The sequence below is a fragment of the Vibrio sp. QJM3NY_15 genome (assembly GCF_057785995.1).
Window position 1 is genome coordinate 2,932,150 of the sequence record NZ_CM173517.1, and the last position, 21,739, is coordinate 2,953,888.

At 41.7% G+C, this 21,739-nt stretch carries 22 protein-coding genes; 4 read left to right on the forward strand and 18 right to left on the reverse strand.

The window, feature by feature from the left end; genetic code table 11:
• Window positions 1-156: 156 nt before the first annotated feature.
• A complete protein-coding gene (locus AC3CKG_RS13020) occupies window positions 157-1,281 on the forward strand; it encodes a phosphatase PAP2 family protein (RefSeq protein WP_017110447.1) in 1,125 nt (374 codons plus the stop codon).
• On the opposite strand, the gene AC3CKG_RS13025 is transcribed toward AC3CKG_RS13020, so the two are convergent.
• On the reverse strand, window positions 1,265-2,194 hold the full coding sequence (locus tag AC3CKG_RS13025; RefSeq protein WP_017110448.1) for a LysR family transcriptional regulator: 930 nt from the start codon (window positions 2,192-2,194) through the stop codon (window positions 1,265-1,267). The two genes, AC3CKG_RS13020 and AC3CKG_RS13025, sit on opposite strands and share 17 nt — an antisense overlap.
• A gap of 100 nt (window positions 2,195-2,294) precedes the next feature.
• Between AC3CKG_RS13025 and chrA the strand changes: the two genes are divergently transcribed.
• Window positions 2,295-3,440 carry a chromate efflux transporter gene (chrA, locus tag AC3CKG_RS13030; RefSeq protein WP_488528449.1) on the forward strand — a complete coding sequence of 382 codons (1,146 nt, stop codon included), beginning with the start codon at window positions 2,295-2,297 and terminating at the stop codon, window positions 3,438-3,440.
• Between the two features lie 131 nt (window positions 3,441-3,571).
• Here chrA and AC3CKG_RS13035 read toward each other — a convergent pair whose 3' ends face one another.
• The 14 genes from AC3CKG_RS13035 to AC3CKG_RS13100 form a co-directional block, all read right to left on the reverse strand.
• Window positions 3,572-4,588 carry a tetratricopeptide repeat protein gene (locus AC3CKG_RS13035; RefSeq protein WP_102544098.1) on the reverse strand — a complete coding sequence of 339 codons (1,017 nt, stop codon included), beginning with the start codon at window positions 4,586-4,588 and terminating at the stop codon, window positions 3,572-3,574.
• Window positions 4,585-5,556: a type II secretion system F family protein gene (locus tag AC3CKG_RS13040; RefSeq protein ID WP_488528450.1), complete on the reverse strand. Its 972-nt coding sequence runs from the start codon at window positions 5,554-5,556 to the stop codon at window positions 4,585-4,587. Before AC3CKG_RS13040 ends, AC3CKG_RS13035 begins: the two co-directional genes overlap by 4 nt.
• Window positions 5,557-5,559: 3 nt before the next feature.
• Complete coding sequence (locus tag AC3CKG_RS13045) at window positions 5,560-6,525, reverse strand: type II secretion system F family protein (protein ID WP_017110451.1); 966 nt, start codon at window positions 6,523-6,525, stop codon at window positions 5,560-5,562.
• A gap of 10 nt (window positions 6,526-6,535) precedes the next feature.
• Window positions 6,536-7,987 (reverse strand): TadA family conjugal transfer-associated ATPase, encoded by a 1,452-nt coding sequence (locus AC3CKG_RS13050; RefSeq protein WP_065676105.1) that lies wholly within the window; start codon window positions 7,985-7,987, stop codon window positions 6,536-6,538.
• A gap of 32 nt (window positions 7,988-8,019) precedes the next feature.
• Window positions 8,020-9,234 (reverse strand): AAA family ATPase, encoded by a 1,215-nt coding sequence (locus AC3CKG_RS13055; protein WP_017076273.1) that lies wholly within the window; start codon window positions 9,232-9,234, stop codon window positions 8,020-8,022.
• 1 nt (window position 9,235) lies between these two features.
• Complete coding sequence (locus AC3CKG_RS13060; protein WP_017076274.1) at window positions 9,236-9,736, reverse strand: TadE family protein; 501 nt, start codon at window positions 9,734-9,736, stop codon at window positions 9,236-9,238.
• Window positions 9,736-10,164: a TadE/TadG family type IV pilus assembly protein gene (locus tag AC3CKG_RS13065; protein WP_065110856.1), complete on the reverse strand. Its 429-nt coding sequence runs from the start codon at window positions 10,162-10,164 to the stop codon at window positions 9,736-9,738. Before AC3CKG_RS13065 ends, AC3CKG_RS13060 begins: the two co-directional genes overlap by 1 nt.
• A 3-nt stretch (window positions 10,165-10,167) precedes the next feature.
• Window positions 10,168-11,433, reverse strand: coding sequence for a pilus assembly protein TadG-related protein (locus tag AC3CKG_RS13070; protein ID WP_488528451.1), 1,266 nt, complete (start codon window positions 11,431-11,433; stop codon window positions 10,168-10,170).
• A 14-nt stretch (window positions 11,434-11,447) separates the two neighbouring features.
• Complete coding sequence (locus tag AC3CKG_RS13075; protein WP_029225220.1) at window positions 11,448-11,717, reverse strand: hypothetical protein; 270 nt, start codon at window positions 11,715-11,717, stop codon at window positions 11,448-11,450.
• Window positions 11,707-13,170 carry a type II and III secretion system protein family protein gene (locus AC3CKG_RS13080; protein WP_488528452.1) on the reverse strand — a complete coding sequence of 488 codons (1,464 nt, stop codon included), beginning with the start codon at window positions 13,168-13,170 and terminating at the stop codon, window positions 11,707-11,709. The genes AC3CKG_RS13075 and AC3CKG_RS13080 overlap by 11 nt, the downstream gene beginning before the upstream one ends.
• A gap of 8 nt (window positions 13,171-13,178) precedes the next feature.
• Complete coding sequence (cpaB, locus tag AC3CKG_RS13085; RefSeq protein ID WP_017076279.1) at window positions 13,179-13,928, reverse strand: Flp pilus assembly protein CpaB; 750 nt, start codon at window positions 13,926-13,928, stop codon at window positions 13,179-13,181.
• Entirely contained in the window at window positions 13,921-15,270 is a 1,350-nt protein-coding gene (locus AC3CKG_RS13090; protein ID WP_102361898.1) for a P-loop NTPase family protein, read from the reverse strand. Before AC3CKG_RS13090 ends, cpaB begins: the two co-directional genes overlap by 8 nt.
• A 39-nt stretch (window positions 15,271-15,309) precedes the next feature.
• Window positions 15,310-15,840 carry an A24 family peptidase gene (locus AC3CKG_RS13095; RefSeq protein ID WP_488528453.1) on the reverse strand — a complete coding sequence of 177 codons (531 nt, stop codon included), beginning with the start codon at window positions 15,838-15,840 and terminating at the stop codon, window positions 15,310-15,312.
• A 169-nt stretch (window positions 15,841-16,009) separates the two neighbouring features.
• Entirely contained in the window at window positions 16,010-16,189 is a 180-nt protein-coding gene (locus AC3CKG_RS13100; RefSeq protein ID WP_017088257.1) for a Flp family type IVb pilin, read from the reverse strand.
• A 193-nt stretch (window positions 16,190-16,382) separates the two neighbouring features.
• Here AC3CKG_RS13100 and AC3CKG_RS13105 point away from each other — a divergent pair, with 193 nt between their 5' ends.
• Both AC3CKG_RS13105 and AC3CKG_RS13110 read left to right on the forward strand, forming a co-directional pair.
• On the forward strand, window positions 16,383-17,126 hold the full coding sequence (locus tag AC3CKG_RS13105) for a helix-turn-helix domain-containing protein (RefSeq protein WP_065103026.1): 744 nt from the start codon (window positions 16,383-16,385) through the stop codon (window positions 17,124-17,126).
• A gap of 83 nt (window positions 17,127-17,209) precedes the next feature.
• Entirely contained in the window at window positions 17,210-18,898 is a 1,689-nt protein-coding gene (locus tag AC3CKG_RS13110) for an AMP-binding protein (protein WP_076668192.1), read from the forward strand.
• Between the two features lie 122 nt (window positions 18,899-19,020).
• On the opposite strand, the gene AC3CKG_RS13115 is transcribed toward AC3CKG_RS13110, so the two are convergent.
• From AC3CKG_RS13115 to AC3CKG_RS13125, 3 genes are read right to left on the reverse strand one after another with little or no spacing between them, the layout of a single operon-like run.
• Window positions 19,021-20,403, reverse strand: coding sequence for a vWA domain-containing protein (locus AC3CKG_RS13115; RefSeq protein ID WP_017108787.1), 1,383 nt, complete (start codon window positions 20,401-20,403; stop codon window positions 19,021-19,023).
• Window positions 20,404-20,414: 11 nt separating this feature from the next.
• Window positions 20,415-20,972 carry a TadE/TadG family type IV pilus assembly protein gene (locus tag AC3CKG_RS13120; RefSeq protein WP_076668188.1) on the reverse strand — a complete coding sequence of 186 codons (558 nt, stop codon included), beginning with the start codon at window positions 20,970-20,972 and terminating at the stop codon, window positions 20,415-20,417.
• 11 nt (window positions 20,973-20,983) lie between these two features.
• A complete protein-coding gene (locus AC3CKG_RS13125) occupies window positions 20,984-21,478 on the reverse strand; it encodes a TadE family protein (protein WP_102578442.1) in 495 nt (164 codons plus the stop codon).
• Window positions 21,479-21,739 lie beyond the last annotated feature (261 nt).

The window sequence follows — 21,739 nt, forward strand, 5'->3', positions numbered from 1 at the left end:
GCCTATTCTTTACGACTGCTTTGAGTCGTAAATTAAGTATAGTCGGGTTATGAAAAATGGAAGGCTTTATTTCGTTTATTTTTACCTTAGACACAAGGTTGAAAAGTAGAAAACCAGCTCAAATGAACTAACCTTTAATCATGATAGGAAATCTTGATGAAGGGCTATATGGATTCAGAGACGACCACCGCCAAACCCGCTCCTCAAAAAGAACAATCAAACTTGTTATCGTCTTTACTTCATGAATTCAGAAGAAACAAACTGATTCTGTATTATGTTGCATTTACGACACCGTTAACGTTAGTTGTTAATTATTTCGTGCCTCATGAAGTTCGATACAACATATATACCTACTTAGAGATCTTAGCCACGGTCTGTTACGTCACCTTTATTTTATGGGCGACATACTACTACTGCCATTTATTGTTCAATCGAGAAAAAAGACCCACTAAACAATTCATCAATAAAATTAAAACTCTGTTGTTTCCAGTATCAAAGCCGATCTACTTTATTTTATTAATGCTCGTCTTAAACATCTCATTCTCTAGCTATACCTTCTTAAAATCAGTCATTCCTTATCTCAATCCATATTTTTTAGATCTCGATTTTTACCATTTAGATAAATGGTTGCACTTTGGCATTTCACCTTGGGAAATCACCCACTTTTTTTTACCGAATTCAATAGCTTCACTCGCCATCAACATCTTGTACAACTTGTGGTTTTTTATCATGTGGGGAATGCTGCTTTATTTTGTCATTTACCGTAAAGATGACCAACTTCGCAACCAGTTTTTACTCACATTCTTAAGTTCATGGTTTATCATTGGGAACATAATGGCGACCCTTCTGTCATCAGCAGGCCCTGTTTTTATTAGTCACTTCAATGACCAAGATTTGTATCTTCCTTTGATGCAAAGATTAAACATGCAGAGCGCAGAACTCACTGAGCGTGGCTTTATGTCTTTGTGGGCACTCAGTACTCAAGATGCGCTTTGGGCAAGCTACGTTGGAGGAGTTGGGGATATAGGGACTGGCATCTCAGCCATGCCCAGCATGCATGTAACCATATCCGTTCTGATTGCAATGACATCATTCAAATTGAATAAAAAACTCGGTTACATAGCTTGGATTTACGCCTTCTTTATTCAGGTTGGCTCGGTACATTTGGCATGGCATTACGCTGTTGATGGTTATGTGGGTGCAATACTGGTTGTAGCTCTCTGGCACTTGATCGGTTACTTACTCCGAAGGAACACGCCTTCAATCACTCAGCCGCAATGACAATCTCAACCGCTTGAGAAATCACTTTTCTCAAGTGAGTATTCTTGTCGTCTAATTGCTTTCCCTTACGATAAACAAGCTGTATATCAAAATCAGGGACGTCTATTGGCGGGGTGACAGCTATCAGTGAACTGTCTATATTAGGGGCGTTTCTAGCGACTAGCTTAGGCACAATACACAATAGCTTTCTTCCACTTATCAATCGTTTTACGGTTAAGAAGTTACTCGATGCGATTGCCACTTTTCTGGTGTAGCCCAACTCAGACAATTTAGTATCAACTGTCGTTTTTAAGGCACCACTAGGAGACACTAAGGCGTGCTCCACAGAGACAAATGATTCCAGTGACATAGGCAACTCAATATCCAAAACGGATGCATCAAGCAAACAAACATGCTGCTCGGTGTAGAGAAGTTCTGTGTCATACAATTTAGGCACTTCACCAAAACTGCCTATCGCAATGTCTAGCTTAGCCTCTTCAAATACCTGCTGGTAATTGGTTCGATTAACGTTAAGAAATGCAACTTGAGAGTTTGGCGAAGCTTGTTTAATAAAATCGAAGATCATTGGGCCAAACATCTGTTCCGCGTAATCGGTAAGTCCGATCTTCCAACTGCCTTTATAACTATCAACATCAAACCTTTTGGACAACAGAACTTCAGATTGAATAGTATTAAGCAATGCATCAACGGTGCTTGATAATTCAATGGCTCGATCGGTCGCTTCCATCTTGCTACCAACTCGTTCAAATAAAGGATCATCAAACAGCTTTCTCAGTCTTTGTAAGCTATGACTCATCGCTGATTGGCTGACATAACAACGTTCAGCTGCCTTGCTTACACTGTTTGTTTTATATAGAGATTGCAGTGCAATCAATAAGTTAAGGTCAACTCCTTTCCAGTTAAAATCAGCCACAAATCAATCCCATATTATTCATAGTTATAATTAAAACAATTAATTTGAATCATAGTTCAACTCCGCCTAAATTACGCTAAACATTTATCTGGAATCGATCATGCTTTCAATTTTTAAAACCTTTTTCTGGCTTGGCTGGATTAGCTTTGGTGGACCAGCGGCACATATTGGCTACTTCCGCAAAACCTTTGTTGAGAAACTGAATTGGTTATCCGACGAAGAGTACGGGCAAATTGTCGCCCTAAGTCAATTTCTGCCGGGTCCAGGCTCAAGTCAGGTTGGCTTCGCGGTTGGTTACAAAAAAGGTGGCTTAACCGGTGCGATTGCCGCATTTGTAGGCTTCACCTCTCCTTCTGTCATCCTAATGTTGATATTGGCCTTAGCGAGCAACCAGTTGTTGGAAGCACCGCTTTTCATTTCAATCATCCACGGACTTAAGCTACTCGCGGTCGTGGTTGTAGCTGACGCCACTTTCGGCATGTACAAAAACTTTTGCCAATCAAAGATAGCAACAGCACTGTGTGTGATCACCGCGATTGTTCTACTTTTGATTCCTGGGATCTGGCCTCAAGTCTTAGTGCTCCTATTTGCAGCAATCATTGGCAGCAAATTTTTAACCTCACAAGACTTAAAAACAACGCCTTCGACACATAAGATATCCATAACGCCGCTTGTTATTTTTGTAGCACTATTGGTTGGTTTACCTCTGTTCAGTGCATATTCTCAAGGCATCGAAGTGTTTGGTTTGTTCTACCAAGCAGGCAGTTTGGTATTCGGTGGCGGTCACGTGGTTCTTCCGCTACTACAGAATGGTATTGGCGACCAACTGTCTCAAGATGCTTTCTTAACAGGCTATGCTGCTGCGCAAGCGGTTCCTGGCCCGATGTTTACATTAGCGACTTACCTCGGTTATGTGTTAATGCCATCGGCACCGATTACAGGTGCACTGCTCGCAACAATTGCGGTGTTCTTACCGGGCTTCTTATTGCTACTGGGTGTACTGAAGAACTGGCAGGCAATTGCGAGTAAACCTTTGGTGGCTGGTGCTCTTACCGGTGTGAATGCAGCTGTTGTTGGTCTATTACTTGCAGCTCTATACCAACCCATCTTCACAAGCGCAGTGAGCAGCGGCATAGACTTCGCTCTGATCATTGTTGGCGTGTGGTTATTGAAAACAATGAAGATGCCGATTGTAGGTTTAGTTGGTACCTTTATCGCAGCCGGTGCGATGCTTAACTATTTATAATTAAGTACTTAGATACCCAACTTTAGATACAAAACTGAGTGACAAATATTAGCCCCTGATAAGGACACTCATCAGGGGCTAATTCATTTGTGCTATTTACCATAAGGAGAGTAACTTTTCATAGAACAGCACTATATTGGTGTGCTCGCCTTCATTTCTCTCACCTCGGCTAAGGCTCGACTTAGGTTTTCATTGGCGATTTTGTAATACGAAGGTTTTTTGTCGATGGCTTGTTGAAGGTAAGGAATTGCTTCATCAGGTCGACCTTGAATAATTAAAAAGTAACCGACATTATTCAGAGCTTCCGGCGCATCCATATGACGCATAAACACATTTATGGCTTTTTTCACATCACCGGATGCCAAATAGATAAGTGCAAGGTTGTTTTGAGCCTTCTCATTATTAGGTTCGATCTCTAAAGCAGAACGCGTGTATTGGTACGCTTCTTTGTAGTTGCCGTACATGTAATGGGAGTAACCCATGTTCAGTAGAGCCTTCACTGAAGTTTTATCGATAGTGAGAGACTTTTTAAAATATTCTTGGGCTATCTGATGTTTACCTTCTACATCTTCCAAGACTCCGATTCCCATGTAAGCCAACGCAGGAGACATACTATCAACCTTCAAACCCGCTACTTCACTTTGACTTAACGCTTGGTAGTTTTTAATCGTTTCACTGCTTTTCAAGCGAACTTGGTCGGCATTGATCGCTTTAAAGAAGTAGCTTCGACCTTCGTCTGTACGGCGCTGCTTAGTATATAAAACACCTAACTGCTCTAATACTTCAGTATGCGCAGGGTTAAAATCTAATGCCGCCAAATACGCTTTTTCAGCGAGTGCGTAATTACCTCTCGATGAGTGAATTCGACCGATCGTAAATAGCGTTTTATCGTGAAACTCTTGTTCAGGAAAAGACAGAGATCGGATGTACTCATAAAGAGCTAAATCGATGTTGTTATCTCTAAGAGCGACATCACCACGCATGATTGCTTCTTTTTCACTGACCGGCGGATCGTCACTGGTTAAGGTGTCAATTGGCTTCCCCGAATACAATTCGGCATCAAACTGATTTGTAGGCTCATCAGAAGAAGCGCAACCGAGAATTACTAACGGCAGTAAAAGTAAAACCATTCTATTCATTCGCATCATAAACTCGCTCCTGGAGATGTCAGTGCATCCATTACAATCATCATTCCGGGGCCAAGAGCAACGATAAAGAAGCAAGGCCAAATGAACAACAACATGGGAAATAGCATTTTTGTGGGGATTTTCGCTGCAATTTCTTCCGCAGCTTGTTGGCGTTTGTCTCGAAAATCTTCAGTATAGTCACGCAAGGTTTGAGCTAAACTGCCCCCCATTCTTGAAGCATGCGAGAGCAAAGAAACAAGCCCTTCCAATTCACGAAGCCCCGTTCGTTCAACGAGTTGACTCAAAGCATCAGGCATGGTGACACCTGCTTGTATTTTGGCAAATACCGTATCAAGTTCATCGGCAAGTTCGGGTTGTGAAATGTATAACTCATTAGCGACACGCCCTAGTGCGGCATTAAAACCAAGACCTGATTCAGTACACACCACTAAAAGGTCTAAAGCATCAGGAACCCCATTTCTGATTTTTCTCTGCCTCTCTTTTTGCATTTTACTCAATATAAAATTAGGTAAGAATGTGCCGACAAAAATACACGTCACAATCAGCAAATTGTTATAACTATCACCTATGTCTAAATAAAACACTGTGAATGCACAAACAAACCCTATCAAAGTTGAAAGCACTTTGAAGGCATAAAATACAGAAAGTGCGCTTTTTTCATGGTACCCAGCATGCATTAACTTTTCTGAATACGTTTCGTTGTCCTTTTTGTTCCCTCGCCCAATGAATGGCGTCAACGACTCCAAGGTGTTAGTGAAGTCGTAAGGTTTGCGACTACTCGAGTGACTGCTTCCTGAAATTTGCTTTAGTTTTTTATCCAACGGGGAATGAGTACCAACAAAAATAAAGCCAAGGGTAAGAGTCAGTAACATAGTGGTCAGCAAAATCATTCCGTACAGCAGAGTTTGACTGCTGATACCGAACTCAGAGAGTGTTTGTTTCCATACTTCTAAATCAAAGAATTCCATAATCTATATCTCGATATTTATAATTTTTCTTATCCACAATGCCCCAATCGCCAACAAAATCACGCCGACACTGACCATAGATATACCTCTAGGATCGCTGTACAAAGGCTCGATGTATTCAGGGTTTACGAATTTAAGACCGAAAAATAGGGCGAAAGGAGAAAGCGTCAGTATCCAAGCAGAAAGTCGACTCTCAGCGGATAGAGTTTTGATCTTTCTTTCTAGCTTAAAGCGGGCTCTTAATACTTCAGATACTTTTTGTAGATTCTCAGAGAGATTCCCCCCCGTTTCTTTCTGCAACATGACCGCACTTGAGAAAGCCAGCATCGATACCGTCGGTACTCTTTCTGTCATTTGTAAAATAGCGAGCCTTAAGTCGTAACCATAGTTCAGTAAGTTATAGGTATTCTTAAACTCAACCCCAATAGGCTCTGGCATCTCTTCGCCAACCTCATTGAAAGACTGAACTAATGGTTGGCCGGCTTGTAAGGCCCTCCTGATAATATCCAAGGCCTCTGGTAGCTGTTCTTCAAAGCGTGCCATTCTGTAAGTCACTCGGTTTTGTACAAACAGATAAGCGATGACCCAAACAAAGACAAAAGCGGCAACACAAATGAACCACACCTGATTGAAAACCAAAGCAATCAAAGCCAATAACGTTCCGCACAAAAATACGATTAATAAGAAGCGGCTTAATGTGAGCTTGAGACCTGCTAACTCAAGCATGCGCTTTAGATCGGCAAAGAAAGGAATAACGATCAACTTCCGATCGAGTGGTGATAACTCTTTGTTGTAATGTTCTTTTAAGAGAGACAAGCTCTCTTCATCAATATTTCTTTGCGTCTCTTTTAAGCGACGAGATAACTCTTTGTGCTTGGCTTTTTTACCGGCAGCTGGCAATAACAAGGCTTGTGAAATAAACAACACTGCGACAAACAATAGGGCCAACGATACAGTTACGTTATCCATAATCGACTCCTCAACTATGTGATTCGGTAAAGAGCTCAAACGGCAAGTCAAGACCACGCTTAACTAACTGGTCGTGAGACTGAGGAACCACACCGGTTGCAGTGTAATAACCTAAGATATTGCCATTCTCGTCTATACCTTGACGCTGGAAGTGGAAGATCTCAGACATAGTGATAACCTCTCCTTCCATCCCGTTGATCTCTTGGATACTGACCATCCGACGCTTACCGTCTTCTTGTCTCTCCATTTGAACCACTAAATGAATAGCAGAAGCAATTTGCGCTCTGAGATTTTTCGTTGAAATATTCCACCCCGCCATCGAGAACATATTCTCAACACGGCTTAGAGCATCACGAGGTGTATTCGCGTGAATCGTGGCAAGTGAACCATCATGACCAGTGTTCATTGCCGCTAACATATCGACAGCTTCGCTACCACGCACCTCCCCGACCACAATACGGTCAGGCCGCATACGCAAAGTGTTTTTTACCAGCTCTCGCTGACTGATCTCGCCTTTACCCTCAAGGTTTGCTGGCCGTGTTTCTAAACGAATCACGTGTGGCTGTTGCAGTTGTAACTCTGCGGAATCTTCTATGGTAATAATCCGTTTATCTCTAGGAATAAACCCAGAAAAAATATTCAACGTCGTCGTTTTCCCTGAACCTGTACCACCAGAAATAAGGATATTGAGCTCACCCTTTACTGCAGCTTCAATGAACTTTGCCATTTGTGGAGAGGCTGACTTGTATTCCAGAAGATTATCCATGGTTAGGCTGTCTACCGAAAAACGTCGTATCGAAACGGAAGGGCCATCTAAGGCCAAAGGGGGAATAATGGCATTTACTCGTGAACCATCAACTAATCGAGCATCCACCATCGGAGACGCTTCATCAATCCGGCGTCCAACCTGACTAACGATACGATCAATAATGTTTCTTAAGTGACGATCATCTAAAAACGTATACGGTGTTTTTTCTAATTTGCCTCGGCGTTCGACATAAACACTTTTAGGTCCGTTGACCAAAATATCGGACACCGTTTTATCGGCTAATAATGGTTCAAGTGGACCAAGGCCGAATACTTCATCTTCAATTTGTTTGATGACTCGCTTACGCCCCTCAGCACTTAATGCGTGGCTTTGGTCATCCGCCATTAACTGAACGATCGCTTCATGAAGGTCTACTTTGGCGCGCTCTTTATCCAAACTAGAAAGTAGCCCCAAATCTAATGTTTCAAGTAGCTGTTTATGAAAGTAGTGTTTAATCGACAATTCTTGCTCTAAGACTTTTTTCGCCTCATTCACCGACTTCTCTTGCTCTTCACTCGCCTCTAAACTCTTAGCTTCATGAGATACGTTAGCTACTTTCTGAATGAGGGGCGATACAACGCCGTCTTCCTCTTGGGAAAACTGTTCTACTTTCTTTTCAAACTCCGGATTAATATTTTTTCGTTTAAAGAACATAACGATCCCTCATATATGCTGTAACAAACGTGTTATGAAAATATTTTTTTAAGCCAACCTTTCTCTTCTTGTTCTGGAGGAGAAAGGATATGGGACAAATCAATAATCGACCGTGTAATCGAGCTCTTTTTCTTCGATTCAACCAACGGCAAACCTAAATTGGCGCTCTCAAGAGCCACCTTAAAATCATTAGGCATTAAATGGATGTCATGCTTTCCAACGGTTTGTTCTATGTCTGTTAGCTTGATGGTTTGTCGCTTTTCATAACGATTCACAATGATCTCGATTGAGTCCTGCTGCAACCCGTACTCAAACTTGAGCGTTCGAATTAATCGATTACTATTTTTAACCGAAACCAAGGTTTGTTGAGCAACAAGTAACACCTTAGTCGCAGGAGAGATAGCCGATGCGAAGATATGATCCAACCCTCGAGAAAAATCGATAATAATGTAGCGATAGAAGCGACGTAATACGGGCAGTAACTTCCCGATTTTCTGAGCATGTTCATAATCATCTGCGTTATTTTCATGCTTGAAACTTAAAACGTGTAACCCTGATGTGTGCTTATTCACCAAGCTACTCAAAGACATCTCATCCAAATCATTGGAGCTATCGATGGCATCAGAAATACTGTAGGTAGGCGTGATATTCAAATACTCAGGAATAACACCAAACTGGAGGTCAATATCGAGCAACAGCACCTCATTCGGGTGGTAACTTGCTATTTCTACGGCTGTATTGAGCGCTAAGGTTGTCGCCCCCATACCACCTTTAGTGTTGATAAATAAGAACACTTCTCCGTAGCTCGAGTTTTCGATTTTCTCTGCCGCTGTTTTCTTTAGTAAGGGGAGAAGACCAGAAATCGATATATCGTGAGACAAAAAATCCGAAGCACCGAGTCTTAGCGCTATTTTTAATGACCCATTGTCACTTTCATCACCAAACACAACCAAAGATAAATCATGCTCTTCTAACTGCAGATTGTAGCTTTGCAAATCCACCATTTTCTGAGCCCAGCCACCGCTTGCTTCAACAAAGATTAAATCTGGGGCATCAATATTTTTCACATACTCTTCAGTCATACCTAACAAAGAAAAAGACTCAATATGCACGTTTCGACAACGTTTCAATTGCTGTCTCATATGAGCATGAAAATTCTCATTGTTATAAATCAGCCATACATTCAAGTTAGTTTTAAGGCGAATCGCATCGTCTTCATTAGGTAAAATATCAATTGCTTCGCCCATGCTACTCACCCTGTATTTGTTTCGGACATCTTGTCCTAGTATTTGAATTCGCTCTTATCACACCTAAGTTCTCAGACGGTAAAATTGTCTCAAATGCAGGTGCAGCCAAAAAACCATTCGTTCCTAAAAAGCTTAGGTTACTGATCAGTTGAATGCCATAACCTGTCGCTCTTGCTCGTACAAACTTAATCGCACTCAGGTTTGCTTCCAGATCAGAAGTAATCTCAGCGCCTGCAGCATCCAAATACGCAACCTCCAAATTACTATCACTAAAGCCTAATATGGGTATATCTTCGACAACAACCCCTGCAATATTATCGCGATCCAACACGTAACAAACGGTGGCTAACCTTGCTGCTTTTCTTGTCGCTTCGTTCACTATTTGCAGGGAAAATACATAAGCCCCCAAGGCGACAATCAAAAAAATCAGCAAGAATATCAACCAAGAAACAATCGTAAACTCAATGATGGCTAAACCGTTTTGTTTCTTGATTAACTTCATCAGAAAACCCTCATCACGGACGATACGCTCAAAGGAACCGATAAACTTTCCGATGAAAATGGGATAGATAAAAAGTGCGGAACATAGTTGTAATTAACCGTTACTCGCACGTAACTATCGCCAGAAGGAGGGGTAATTGTCACATCGGAAGTGACAAGGCTCGAGAGTATTGCAGTACCGACTGTATTCTTCCCATAAACCACTATGTTTTGGATTTCTGCAGTAGGCGCTACTGTTCCACCTTGTGTTCCATAAACCTCAGTAACCGCATAGCGGGCCCCATTTTGAACAGATTTGGAGATGATGTTGTAGTGGATTAAAATGTTTCCCAGCTCAAGAACCAACACCAAGAAAAACAGTAACACCGGTGTCGCAATCATCATTTCAATCGCAGCAAAACCTTGCTGTTTTTTGAATTTACTATTCATAACTTACGACCCCTCTCCATCAGGATCCTTATACAACACAATCGTATATGGACCTTCAGTGGATGACTCTGAGCCACTAGAGCCACCAGCGACACTGCAAGAGTGTATAAATTCACCAAACACAGCAGGCGTGCCAGAATTGTTTGTTGGCGCTTTTTGCAATAAGAAGAAACACCCTATTTTCTCTACAGTAAAAGTGGTTACTCCACCACTTTTCCCTGAACAGTCGACCATAGGGATTGGGAGGATACGTCGCCATGCAGTACCACCGGAAACGCAACCTGAACCGTTATTTGCAATGCATGCGTTTGTAGCGGCCTCATATTGCGCATAGGTATAAGAACCATCAAAGTCTATATCGCCCGTTTTACTGTCTATCGTAATTTTAGAACTAGGTTCTGTTGTTACGTAATCGGAAGGATAATCTGAACTCGCCAATCCTCCACCGTAATCACCAAAACGAGTGTTCAACCCTTGACCTGTGGGGCCAACCGTTCCTCCGGGCTTAGTTGTGACATCATCGCCAATCGCAACTGAGTAATCATAGTATCCAGCCAAAGCTTCTCTAACTGTGCTCCCTCCAGATCCAAAGTCCAGCAAGTGGTAGTTACCATTCCCCATCTGAGACAGCTTTTTGTCCCCGACTTTAAGCGCCTGAACACTACCGACTTCATAACCAAATACGTTGGTAATTTCCGCGCCAGTAGTATCGTGATAGCCATCTTCATTTACATCATTATCTGAGGTTCCATCACCAATACACACTCCAATCGGTACAATGTTGTTTACGACTTGTTGGCCAGAACTTGGCCCTGCAACAGCGGTTGCAGATACGCTTTTGGCCAAGCCAAACATCTGAATAAAGAATTCATCCATATCCAATGAACTGACATTGACTCGCACATAAACATCATCGTCAGCACCGAACGTTGCCACTCCAACAAAGTCTTGTGGATCATTCGAATACTCTACGGTTACTACAGCAGTCGAAAAATCAAATTCATGATTGCCAGAAGATCCCGCCATTGCATTTAATGTTGATGTAACTTCTGTTGATACCGCAGTTTGATCTTTGCTGTTATCTAAAATCGTCGCTGCTGCTAAAGCCGCGGAGTCAACCACATTCTGCAGGCGAGTTTTATTTACTAGCATATGATTTATATCCACCGCTAAGGCAGATACGGCTAGGAAAACTAACAGCGCAATGGTCACAAATATGACCACCAACCCGCCCTGTCTTTTAGGTGTTCTTGATACTTGATACAACATAAAGTACCTCCAAACTAATTAAAGCTCTTTAAAACCTGGCTGCTACTTCCGGAGAGTTCTTCATCACCTTTACCCACATACTTATCGTACCCAGCTTGCATACGCTCCCCGGTACCATCAGGTAAAACCTGCAAGTTCTCTTGAGTCGCATTAGGGTTGTACGTTTGTTCTGCTTGCAGCTTAGCAACCGACTGACCCAAAGGTGCGTCATTCGCGCAACCCGCTAATAGAATGACGAGAAAGACCATCATTGTTCTAATCATATCTATCTCCTTATAAATCATGACCAAATGAACCTTCACTGCCACCATCAGTTGGCGCGATTCCTTTGTCTGAATTTGTATTGCTGCTGTCTTCAGAATCAGAATCAGAAGGCTCAGCAATGTAAGCACTTCTACCTAATAAGTAATATTCCAGGTCATTAGGATCTACAAAGGCATCAGTTGGCAGCGTGATTTTACTTCTATCCACCGGTTTGGCGAGTCGAGGTGTGACAAGAATAACAAGCTCGGTTTCACCCGATATGTATTCCTGACTATTGAAAAGCTGACCTAAAATCGGCACATCACCAATACCCGGCATTTTGTTACTGACATCTCGTACATTCTCACTCAACAACCCTGCAATACCGATAGTTTGGCCATCAGCAAGCTCAAGCGTAGAAGATGCACTTCGACGTGTGATTGGTGGGATAAAATAAGTCGCATTCGTCGAACCAGGATCGATAGTCAATGAACTGCTGTTAGCTATCTCACTCACATCAACCGCTAGGTTAAGATTGATTTTTTTATCGCTGAGTACGGTAGGTATGAATTTCAACCCGACACCGTATTCCTTGTACTCAATGGTAATTCCATCATCGTCGGGAACAGGAATAGGAAACTCACCACCCGCTAGAAACTCAGCTTTTGAGCCACTCAATGCGGTTAAGTTTGGCTCAGCTAATACCTTAGCCACGCCGTTTTGCTTCGCGACATCAAGAGCAAAAGTAAACAAGGTATTACTATCGATGAAAGAACCTAAAATCCCGTAATCGGTAGAGGTTGGGATATCGAAAATTGGCGTTGCGCCCAATACACCAGCAGGGACTGATGAAGCGCCCCACGAAAAGTTAGAACCACTGGTTTGGAAGAAATGGAAGTTAGCATCGAACTTTCTCACTAAGCTTCGCTGAACCTCGGCGACCGTCACTTCAAGCATAACTTGTTGTGCGCCACCAATAGACATCAAGTTGATCACACCCGTTGCGGCTGCTTGCTCACTACCACTCTCTTTAGCATCATCCGCTGCTTGTCCTGCCGCATAAGTTTCGGCAATTCGCATCGCTACATTCATTTTTTGTTGATTACTGATTTGCCCACTTAACAGCAAACGGTTTTGCGCACTATGAACCTCAATCGTCTCATCTGGAAGAAACTCGTATAGCTTTGACTTTAAGCTATTAAGATCATGGGTAACTTCGATGTTAATCGACTCAATCAACTGACCTCGCGAATCCCAAGCCATCAAATTTGTCGCCCCTAATTTTTTACCAATTAAGAACAACTCATTAGATTTCAAAATCACAATATCTAAGACTTCAGGATCACCAAGAGAAACCTTCGCCGCTTTTCCCGACAGCACCACATGCGTAGATTTGTGATGTGGAACCGTGACCGTTTTTCCCGTCTGCAGAGCAGCAACACTGGCTGCCGAAAAACAAATCAGGCTAAAAACACACGCTAATAATATTTTCATATCTCACCTCAATCCTTGACGCGCACACTAGATGTTTCTGTACCTTTGATAATGGTGACACTTGGTCTAGGCACATATCGACGAACCACTTTTTTCTCTACTTCATGTGGATTTCTCAAGGTCAGCTGAATACTACCTTTGCTTTTAGCCGTGAGGAGTTTCTCAGCCTCTTTTGGCGTCATCTCAAGTGTTACCGCACGAACGATAATCGGACTGTTCTCTTTCGTTTTAGCCGTTTGGTCTACAGCCAAAACCTTAATGTCTTTTAATACCGTTTGAGTCGCTGCAGAATTTTTTCCGTAAGAAACAGTATTGAGAATATCAACCTTATTCCCCGGTAATAAGAAACCAGCCACACCAATAACATCATCAACACGTATCGTTACTGCACGTTTATTTTCAGGAATAAGAGCAGCAAGTGTTGACCCTTCTCCTGGCACAGTAAAACGTAACTTATGAAGTACCTCTCCGGCATAAATGGTATTGGCGACTACTTTGCCGAGCAGTTCTGTTTTATCCGAATAGTTGTTTTCATTGATCCAATCAACTTCCATCAACTTGGTTGTTAAATATTGCTCTTCAATTATGGTTCCAGCTTCAATTTCTTGAGATGCCACTACAACCGGATGACGCTCAACTTGCTCGACTTCAATCGTCGGTTGAACTTGATTGTCCATCCATTGTTTAGCGAAAAATACAGCGGCTAAACCGAATACTACGGACAGTAAAAACAGTAGGAAAACTTGACTCTTATTCATTATTCTCTTCCTCGTGTCCATCAGAGGTAAAATAGACTTTCCATGCCATGGCTAGAATGTCGAATGTGATAACGGGTGGGAGTTGCTCAAACGAAAGAATGTCTTTGCTAATACCAACAAGGTCTTTCGGTAAACAAGGGAAAAGCGGTACTTTGTGCAGCGTATGCATTTGAGACAAACGCTCAAAGAAACCATCTTGCAGCTCTATCTCTTTATCAACAGTTACGCTCACCCACAGAGCTTCATAATCTTGCTGATTCAGAGGCTTGAATTCTATTTTGTAGCCCAAGCGACGTAGAAAGGCAGGGTCACTGATCTTTTCAGGATTCAAATTGGTAGAAAATGCGAGCGTTAAAACGAATGGCATGGTGATCTGTTGCCCATTCGGTAATGACAGGTGATCAAAGAAGTATTCCATTGGTACGATCCAGCGGTTGAGCAAAGCATCCACCGGCATGGGTTGGCGTCCCAGATCATCAATAACAAAAATGCCGTTATTAGCCATCATTTGTAAAGGTGCTAACCAAACGCGATTGTGCTCGGAGTGATTTACCTCAAGCATATCCATGGTGAGCTCTCCACCCACTTGGATATTAGGACGTTCACAATTGAGCCATCGCTTATCGTATTGATCTCGGAGTGAAACAGTTTGCTCACTACCATTACGATCTAACGGGGTATGATGTTGCGCTGAAAAAACCTTAATAACATTTCCTAACGCATAAACGGCATAGGGGATAAAAACTGAAGTATGAAGCGCATTTACGATACGAGACGCAACAAAAGTCTTACCTGTACCAGCGTGCCCATACAACAACAGCGCCCTACCCGAGTTTATTGCCGGCCCTAACACGGAGATCATTTTTTGTACGCCGTAAACATCACTCAATGCAGCTTCCACATCAGGGCGAGTAACAAGCTCTGCCCTTAAATCTTGTTGCTCTACAATTTCAGTATATTGTTTGAGAGAAACAGGAACTGGACCTAAATAAGCATCTCGTTTGAACGCAAGGTCGGCCTCTTCTAAGCCTTTTTCTGACAAGGAATAACGCACATGACTATGAGAAGACGACTCCAAAGACAAAGTAGAAGTAGGTTGGAATACTTCGATAAGGGATTTATTTCTGAGTACCGCAAGTCCGTTTTCAACAATATGTGTCACTACACACAAATAGTTAGAAAGTTCCAGCACATCAGATTTAGGGTAAGCGGATAAGTGCTTGAGCAACAAGTTTTCAACAACAACCTCAGGAACACCAAGCATTTCAATGGAAGTCGGAACCACAGGAGCTGATATTTGAGGCTTTAAATTGCTCGGGGAAGGTATCCCTCTCATATCCATATGTCCTCTCCAACACATCGACTAGTGAATTAGTTTGATCTATGTAAAATAACTGTACATCGCTAAACCTATTACAACTGAAGGAGCAAATGGCATGGTTACTTTATTTGAGTAACGAGAATGCACAACAGGTTCACCTTTAATATCAGGTGATATCCCGCTAACTAGCATTATTTTTTCTTCAAAGTATCGTCTAACTGTCATCTCACTATTATTGGCTCGATTATAAAGTAAATATAATGTTCCTATTATTCCGGCAGCGATGAGTATGTAATAAGACACATCAAGTAATGAGCCCCACCCAATATACAACCCAATAACACCTAATAATTTCACATCCCCTGCAGACATGGCCCTCAGAAAATACAAAATCAAACCTGAACAGAAAAGAACTAGAGCACCTATTAATGACGCAGCTAATGCATCTAAAGAAAACCCACTATTTAACACTGATAAAAAATATAAAAACAAAAATAAAATCAGTATCTTATTTGGTATACGATGTTTCTCAACATCGTATACCGAAACAATAATAAGCAACGCCCAAAAAACCAAAGATTCACTTATCATTAATTTAGATACCCGCTACAATCGAAAGAAACTTACTGATTAGAGCAGTTGCTATTCCAGAAAATATTAACCAAGCGAGAATGACAAGTGAAGCTGCTCCAATGACATATTCCACCACAGTTAATCCTTTCTGGCGTCCCACTCTTTTAAAGTTCATTTTGGTAAACTCTTATGAGGTACTAATTTGATCAACGATTGTACTTAGTTTCGTTGATAGCGCAGTACCAATACCAGTAAATATTGTCGTTAACCCCAATACGAGCATAGCAGCACCAATTACGTATTCAATGACAGTAAGACCTTCTTCATCATTCATGAATTCTTTACAATTTTTCAAAAACTTACTCATGAGAATCTCTCCTTGATTTAGGTAACAGGTTTTGTTTACCTGTAAACTAAATCTAGAGCTGAACAATATATTCGGTTAGGATTTTCTTGCTATTTACTTGCACTTTTTTGTGGTACTTCTAATCTATTTAATAAATACCATTTTCACATTAATTCCTTACTGTTTATTTTGATATGACACAGGTTCAATACCAATGGAAATAATAACACCACTACTTTCTGATATAGACAGTGATTTCAACTCAATTATTACCAATAAAATTAGTCATTACTTCCCTATTGAGAACTATAAACAAGATATATCTATAATCAGTAACTTAGATGTAAGGTTAGTATTCTATATATTGAATCGAACGGATGAACTTCAACTACTTACAATGGCACTGTCTATTTGTGAAAACCTAAACAAGCGAATAGTCATTATTTGTTCAGGTAAGATACCTAATATCGTGCGAAATCATAAGAATATATTCTTTGTTATCGAAACGAGCAGTAATCATCTGACCAGTAAGTTCGAAGAACTACAGCGTAAAACACAACACATCTTCGAGCCTCACTTTGATCTAGACCGAGATACGAACAACAATAATCAACTACCTGCAAAGTTGTTTACCTCTGAAGTCGTTAACTTTGTTATGGACAACATCAACAAAGAAATCAGAGAAACCGAGATCGCGGAAAAGTGCCATTGTTCAACAACCTACTTTTCTAAGAAGTTTCATCTACACTTTGGGGTAAGCTTTAGAGACTTTGTGTGCGATAAACGAATCCTATTGGCCAAAAAGTTAATCGAAGCCGATACCGAATCAAAAATAGCTGTTATTTCTTACCAATGTGGATACAAGGATGTGTCGTATTTTTCAAGAATCTTTAAGAAAAGGACCGGAGTAACACCCGCAAGTTACAGACGTGCCTGCACGGATAACAGAAAACGCTAATTTTACTCCCTAAAAGAAAAAATCATGGTACATTTAACATGATTTTAACAAAAATAACTTAGCGAAAAACATGGAGTTAGACAATGATTCAGCCTAACGAGTTTAGCCAAGAAAAAGCAACAGCTCTCCCTACACCCAATGACATGATTTTAAAATGGGCAGAAGAACGCCCAGATGAAGTCTATTTAAAACAAATCATTAACCGCCAATTTGTTGAATTCACTTATAAAGAAGTGGCCGACAAAGCACTAAAACTGGCGTCAGCATTAGAAGGACTCGGAGCCCAACCCGGCGATCGAGTCGCTCTCGTTTCAAAAAACTGTGCAGAGTGGTTTATCTGTGATCTTGCCATGATGTTAGGAGATTTTGTCAGCGTCCCAATCTTCCCAACAGCGGGAGCAGACACCATTCAGTACTGTATTGAACACAGTGAAAGTAAGATCGTAATTGCAGGTAAGCTTGATGATCCTGCAGCGACACAAAAAGTACTCGATGATAATCCGAGCTTAGTTAGTATCTCGTTACCCTACGATACTGCGGCGAAGTGCCAACATACTTTTGAGCAGCTCATAGAGACACATGAACCATCCACTAAACGACCTCAGCATCACGATGATAAGCTAATGTCGCTTGTGTATACATCGGGTACATCTGGGTTACCTAAAGGCGCAATGCTCACGTATGGTGCCTTTACATGGTCAGTTCAGAGATTAATCGATCACATTGGGATCCAACCCGGCGACCGTCTATTTTCTTACCTGCCGCTTGCCCATATCACCGAACGAGTGTACATCTTTGGTTCGTCCGTAATGGGCGGAGTGGTCACTGCTTTCCCTGAATCTTTAGACACGTTTATTGACGATGTAAAAATGCACCGTCCAACTTTGTTTATTTCAGTTCCTCGTTTATGGACTCTATTCCAACAGCGAATCCAAGATAAGCTTCCACAGAAAAAACTGAACTTCTTACTTAAAATTCCATTTGTGAATAACATAATTAAGAAGAAACTGGCTGATGGTCTGGGTTTAGACCAAGCTCGCGTTCTTGGTTGTGGTTCAGCGCCAGTATCACCGGCTTTACTCGCATGGTATGAAAGCGTTGGTTTACACATCACCGAGGCATGGGGAATGACAGAGTCTTTCGCCTACAGCACGCTCAACTATCCATTTAGAGCAGACAAAATTGGTAGTGTTGGTAATGCTGGCCCGGGTATCGAGCTCAAAATAGCTGAAGACGAAGAGATTTTGGTTCGAGGTAAAGGGCTATTCTCTGGCTACTACAAAAATGATATTGCAACTCAAGAGTCTTTTGATTCAGAGGGTTGGCTACATACGGGTGATATTGGTGATATTGACAGCGAAGGCTATTTAACGATTCGTGGACGTAAGAAAGATACCTTTAAAACCGCTAAAGGTAAGTTTGTTGCTCCCGTTCCAATCGAGAACAAACTCTTTGAATACAGCCGCGTAGAAATGATGTGTTTGATAGGCTTAGGCTTACCAGGCCCTATCCTGCTTGTTGTACCCCATGACTTCCCTAACTTTGATCGCGCTCGTTATGAGAAAACGACCAAGCGTGTTATCGAGAAGATGAACGAACAACTCGCCTCACACGAGAAGATCAAAGGCGTATTAATGATTAAGGAACCGTGGAGCATTGAGAATGGCGTGTTAACACCAACGCTTAAGATAAAGCGACATATCCTTGAGCAGAAATATCACGAAGTCGGCCATAACTGGCCAAAAGATAAATTGGTGGTTTGGGAAGAGTAATCAACGACAAAAATACACATAGCATTGAGAGGGGGCCAAAAGCTCCCTCTTTTATTTTTCTAATCTCTCGATTAAGCTCCCTTTAACCTATCAATATGCAAAAGTGCTAAACCAGAAAGACGTTACAAAGTTAAACGGATAATCACATCCAACATCTCGTCGAAGCAAGGGCCTAATGCTTCCTCATCGATGGCATGGCAATACACACCTTCTAGTTGGGCAGGGTCATAATCCGCACTTAAATCTGGGTCATCCAAAAGCGCACTAGAATTTGCCATTCGTAACAGTAAGTCTTCTCCAAACTCACTATCAGGTCCGGTTGCCGATGTTAATGATGAACCTAACCCCAAGGTAAAGACATAAATATCTTCTCCTCTTGCAGCCTCAGCAATGTCTTCCACTAAATTACGTGCCACACGATTCACTCTGGTATAAAGATCATTTGCCGAATGACTATCAGGGTCATATTGTGCTACCGGCCGCACCGTATGAGTCGGATTTAAAATATTGAACTCGGTTGCGCTTGAATCATGAGTGGTATAGTAATCGGGCATCTCGCTAATATGGTCATCAATATCACGCCCCTCATAACCTCCACTTAACGTCGTTGCAATCGAGTCATGTCTCCAAAGCCCTCGAGGTGTACCACTGCTGCCATCACTCGATCGAATAGCTCCCGTATGCGAATCACCGTCCTCAAAGTCAAACGTTGTCGCAAAGGTATTTGGCGCTCCATCGGTGAAGAATACGATCACTTTCAAGTTAGCGGGATCGGTAACCGTTCTAAGCTCATTTAAAGCTCGATAGATGCCCTCTGATGCATTGGTATATTGTGCATTAGACGTACTACCAAAATTAAAGCTGTCTATTTCAGATTTGATAGTACTTCGGCTATGGCCACGAGTTGCATTAAACCCCACTGGAACCTCAGCTCCGAAAGCAAATTTAACCAATGAAATTCGGTCAAACCCTTCATGGAAATTTTCAACGAATGACTTAGACCTATCAATAACGTCTTGAGTCACATCACCTATGCTGCCAAGCCTCAAGGAAGTTGTGTTATCAATCACTAACACTAGATCGACAGGGCGACGAATAGATTGTGCTGACACGCCAGGGTTAAATGTGTCTAACCCTATTAAAGGTAAAAAGATTGTCGGCACTTGTGCCGTAGCTGAAATATCAATCGAGATATTACCGAATGAATCATAGGAGAAATTGACTGCGCCCAAGCTAGGTGTTGCAGAATAAAAGTCGGCAGGGATATTTGCTGTAAAATATTTTTGAGCAGCGGCACGCCCTGCATCTTCGCCATTGGCGACCGCTCTTGCAGCGGCAATACTGGCGGCATCGACTGCTGCAAATAATTTCGACTTAACGATATAAGCACGTCCAGCATCAACAGAAAGCCCGACAACTAACAGAATAAAAGGCAGTGCGATGACTGACATCAAAGCCACTAACCCACGACTGTAACGATATTTGATTGGGGTTCCCTTATCCATTTTAACCTCCCTTACATATATGTTGTGTCGCTCAGAATATATTCCTCATCGAATACTCGACTAAAAATCGGCGAATAGTCATAGAATACTTCTACGCTGTACACGATCTCCCCATCATCAAGCGCAACGGCTAAATTATTAATGAGTGGAGGATCATCTGCATCCACATCAGAACACTCTCCATCATTTGCCCAATTACTGCAGCTCGACCAAATAGCACTATTTTTACTTAACCCGTGTTGGTTCCATCGGTATTGGCTTTTAATGTAGGGAGAAGCATCTTCTTGCCCAACCACCTCGGTAATGTAAATGACGCCGTCTTGCGTCAAATCCAATGTTCCCGATGTCGTGGCGATGATGTCCATCACTTCTTGGGGGGTGTCAGTATTACTCCGAGAAATAATGTTTCCACCTTCTCGGCTGATACTAATAATGATGTGGTTGGCTTGAATGAGGTGCGTGATATCGACAGCAGCAACAATAAGCAACATAAACAATGGTGCTATTAACGTCATTTCGATTGCCGCAAACCCTTTCTCAGCGGTTTTTTTTATCTGTAAAGGAAACATCCTGTCCCTCCTTAAAAAGCTTCGTTTTTCATTGCCGCGCTAACGGTAAATTTAAACTTCCCGTCATCAAGCAAAACATACATATAAGGATTTACAGATGGCCACTCGCAATCAAGATGAATAGAAATAATGTCTCCAGAGCCACCAAAGCCAGTGACTGCGTTGCCATAGACATCTTCAACACGTATATTTTGGACATCCATCACTTTGTCGAGCAAGCCACTCGAGGATTGAGAAATTTTTTCTAATATTGCCGCCTCGCGACTACTTGATGCGTCAGGATCCAGATCAGAACGACCTGTGATGGCATATCTTGCGCCCTCTCTTGCCGAATGTTGCATGGTCAATTTAACAAACCCATAAATACCAAGATCGACAACCGTTAAGAAAAGCGCAAAAAACAGGCTCACCACAACCGTAAACTCGATAATAGCGATGCCTTTCATTTTTGATTTTAAACTGCTTCGGAAACAGCTACGCTCCGAAACTCTTAAAATAGATTTCATACAGCCCCCACCCTCTCGTCTTTCTATTCACCTTATCTAGCCTAATAGAAAACCTCAGGAGATATAGAAAAACTGAACACTACATATATAGAACTGACAAATGAGTTACACAAGCACCATTCAAATAATCAATTTCAATACTATTAATACGGAGGTGGATTCAAACGGTTTTTTATTTAATTTAATTTAATTCAATTGCTTATATAAAATTAAAGAGTCTAATAATACATAGTAATTTAATTTTCATTTATTAATCCCCAA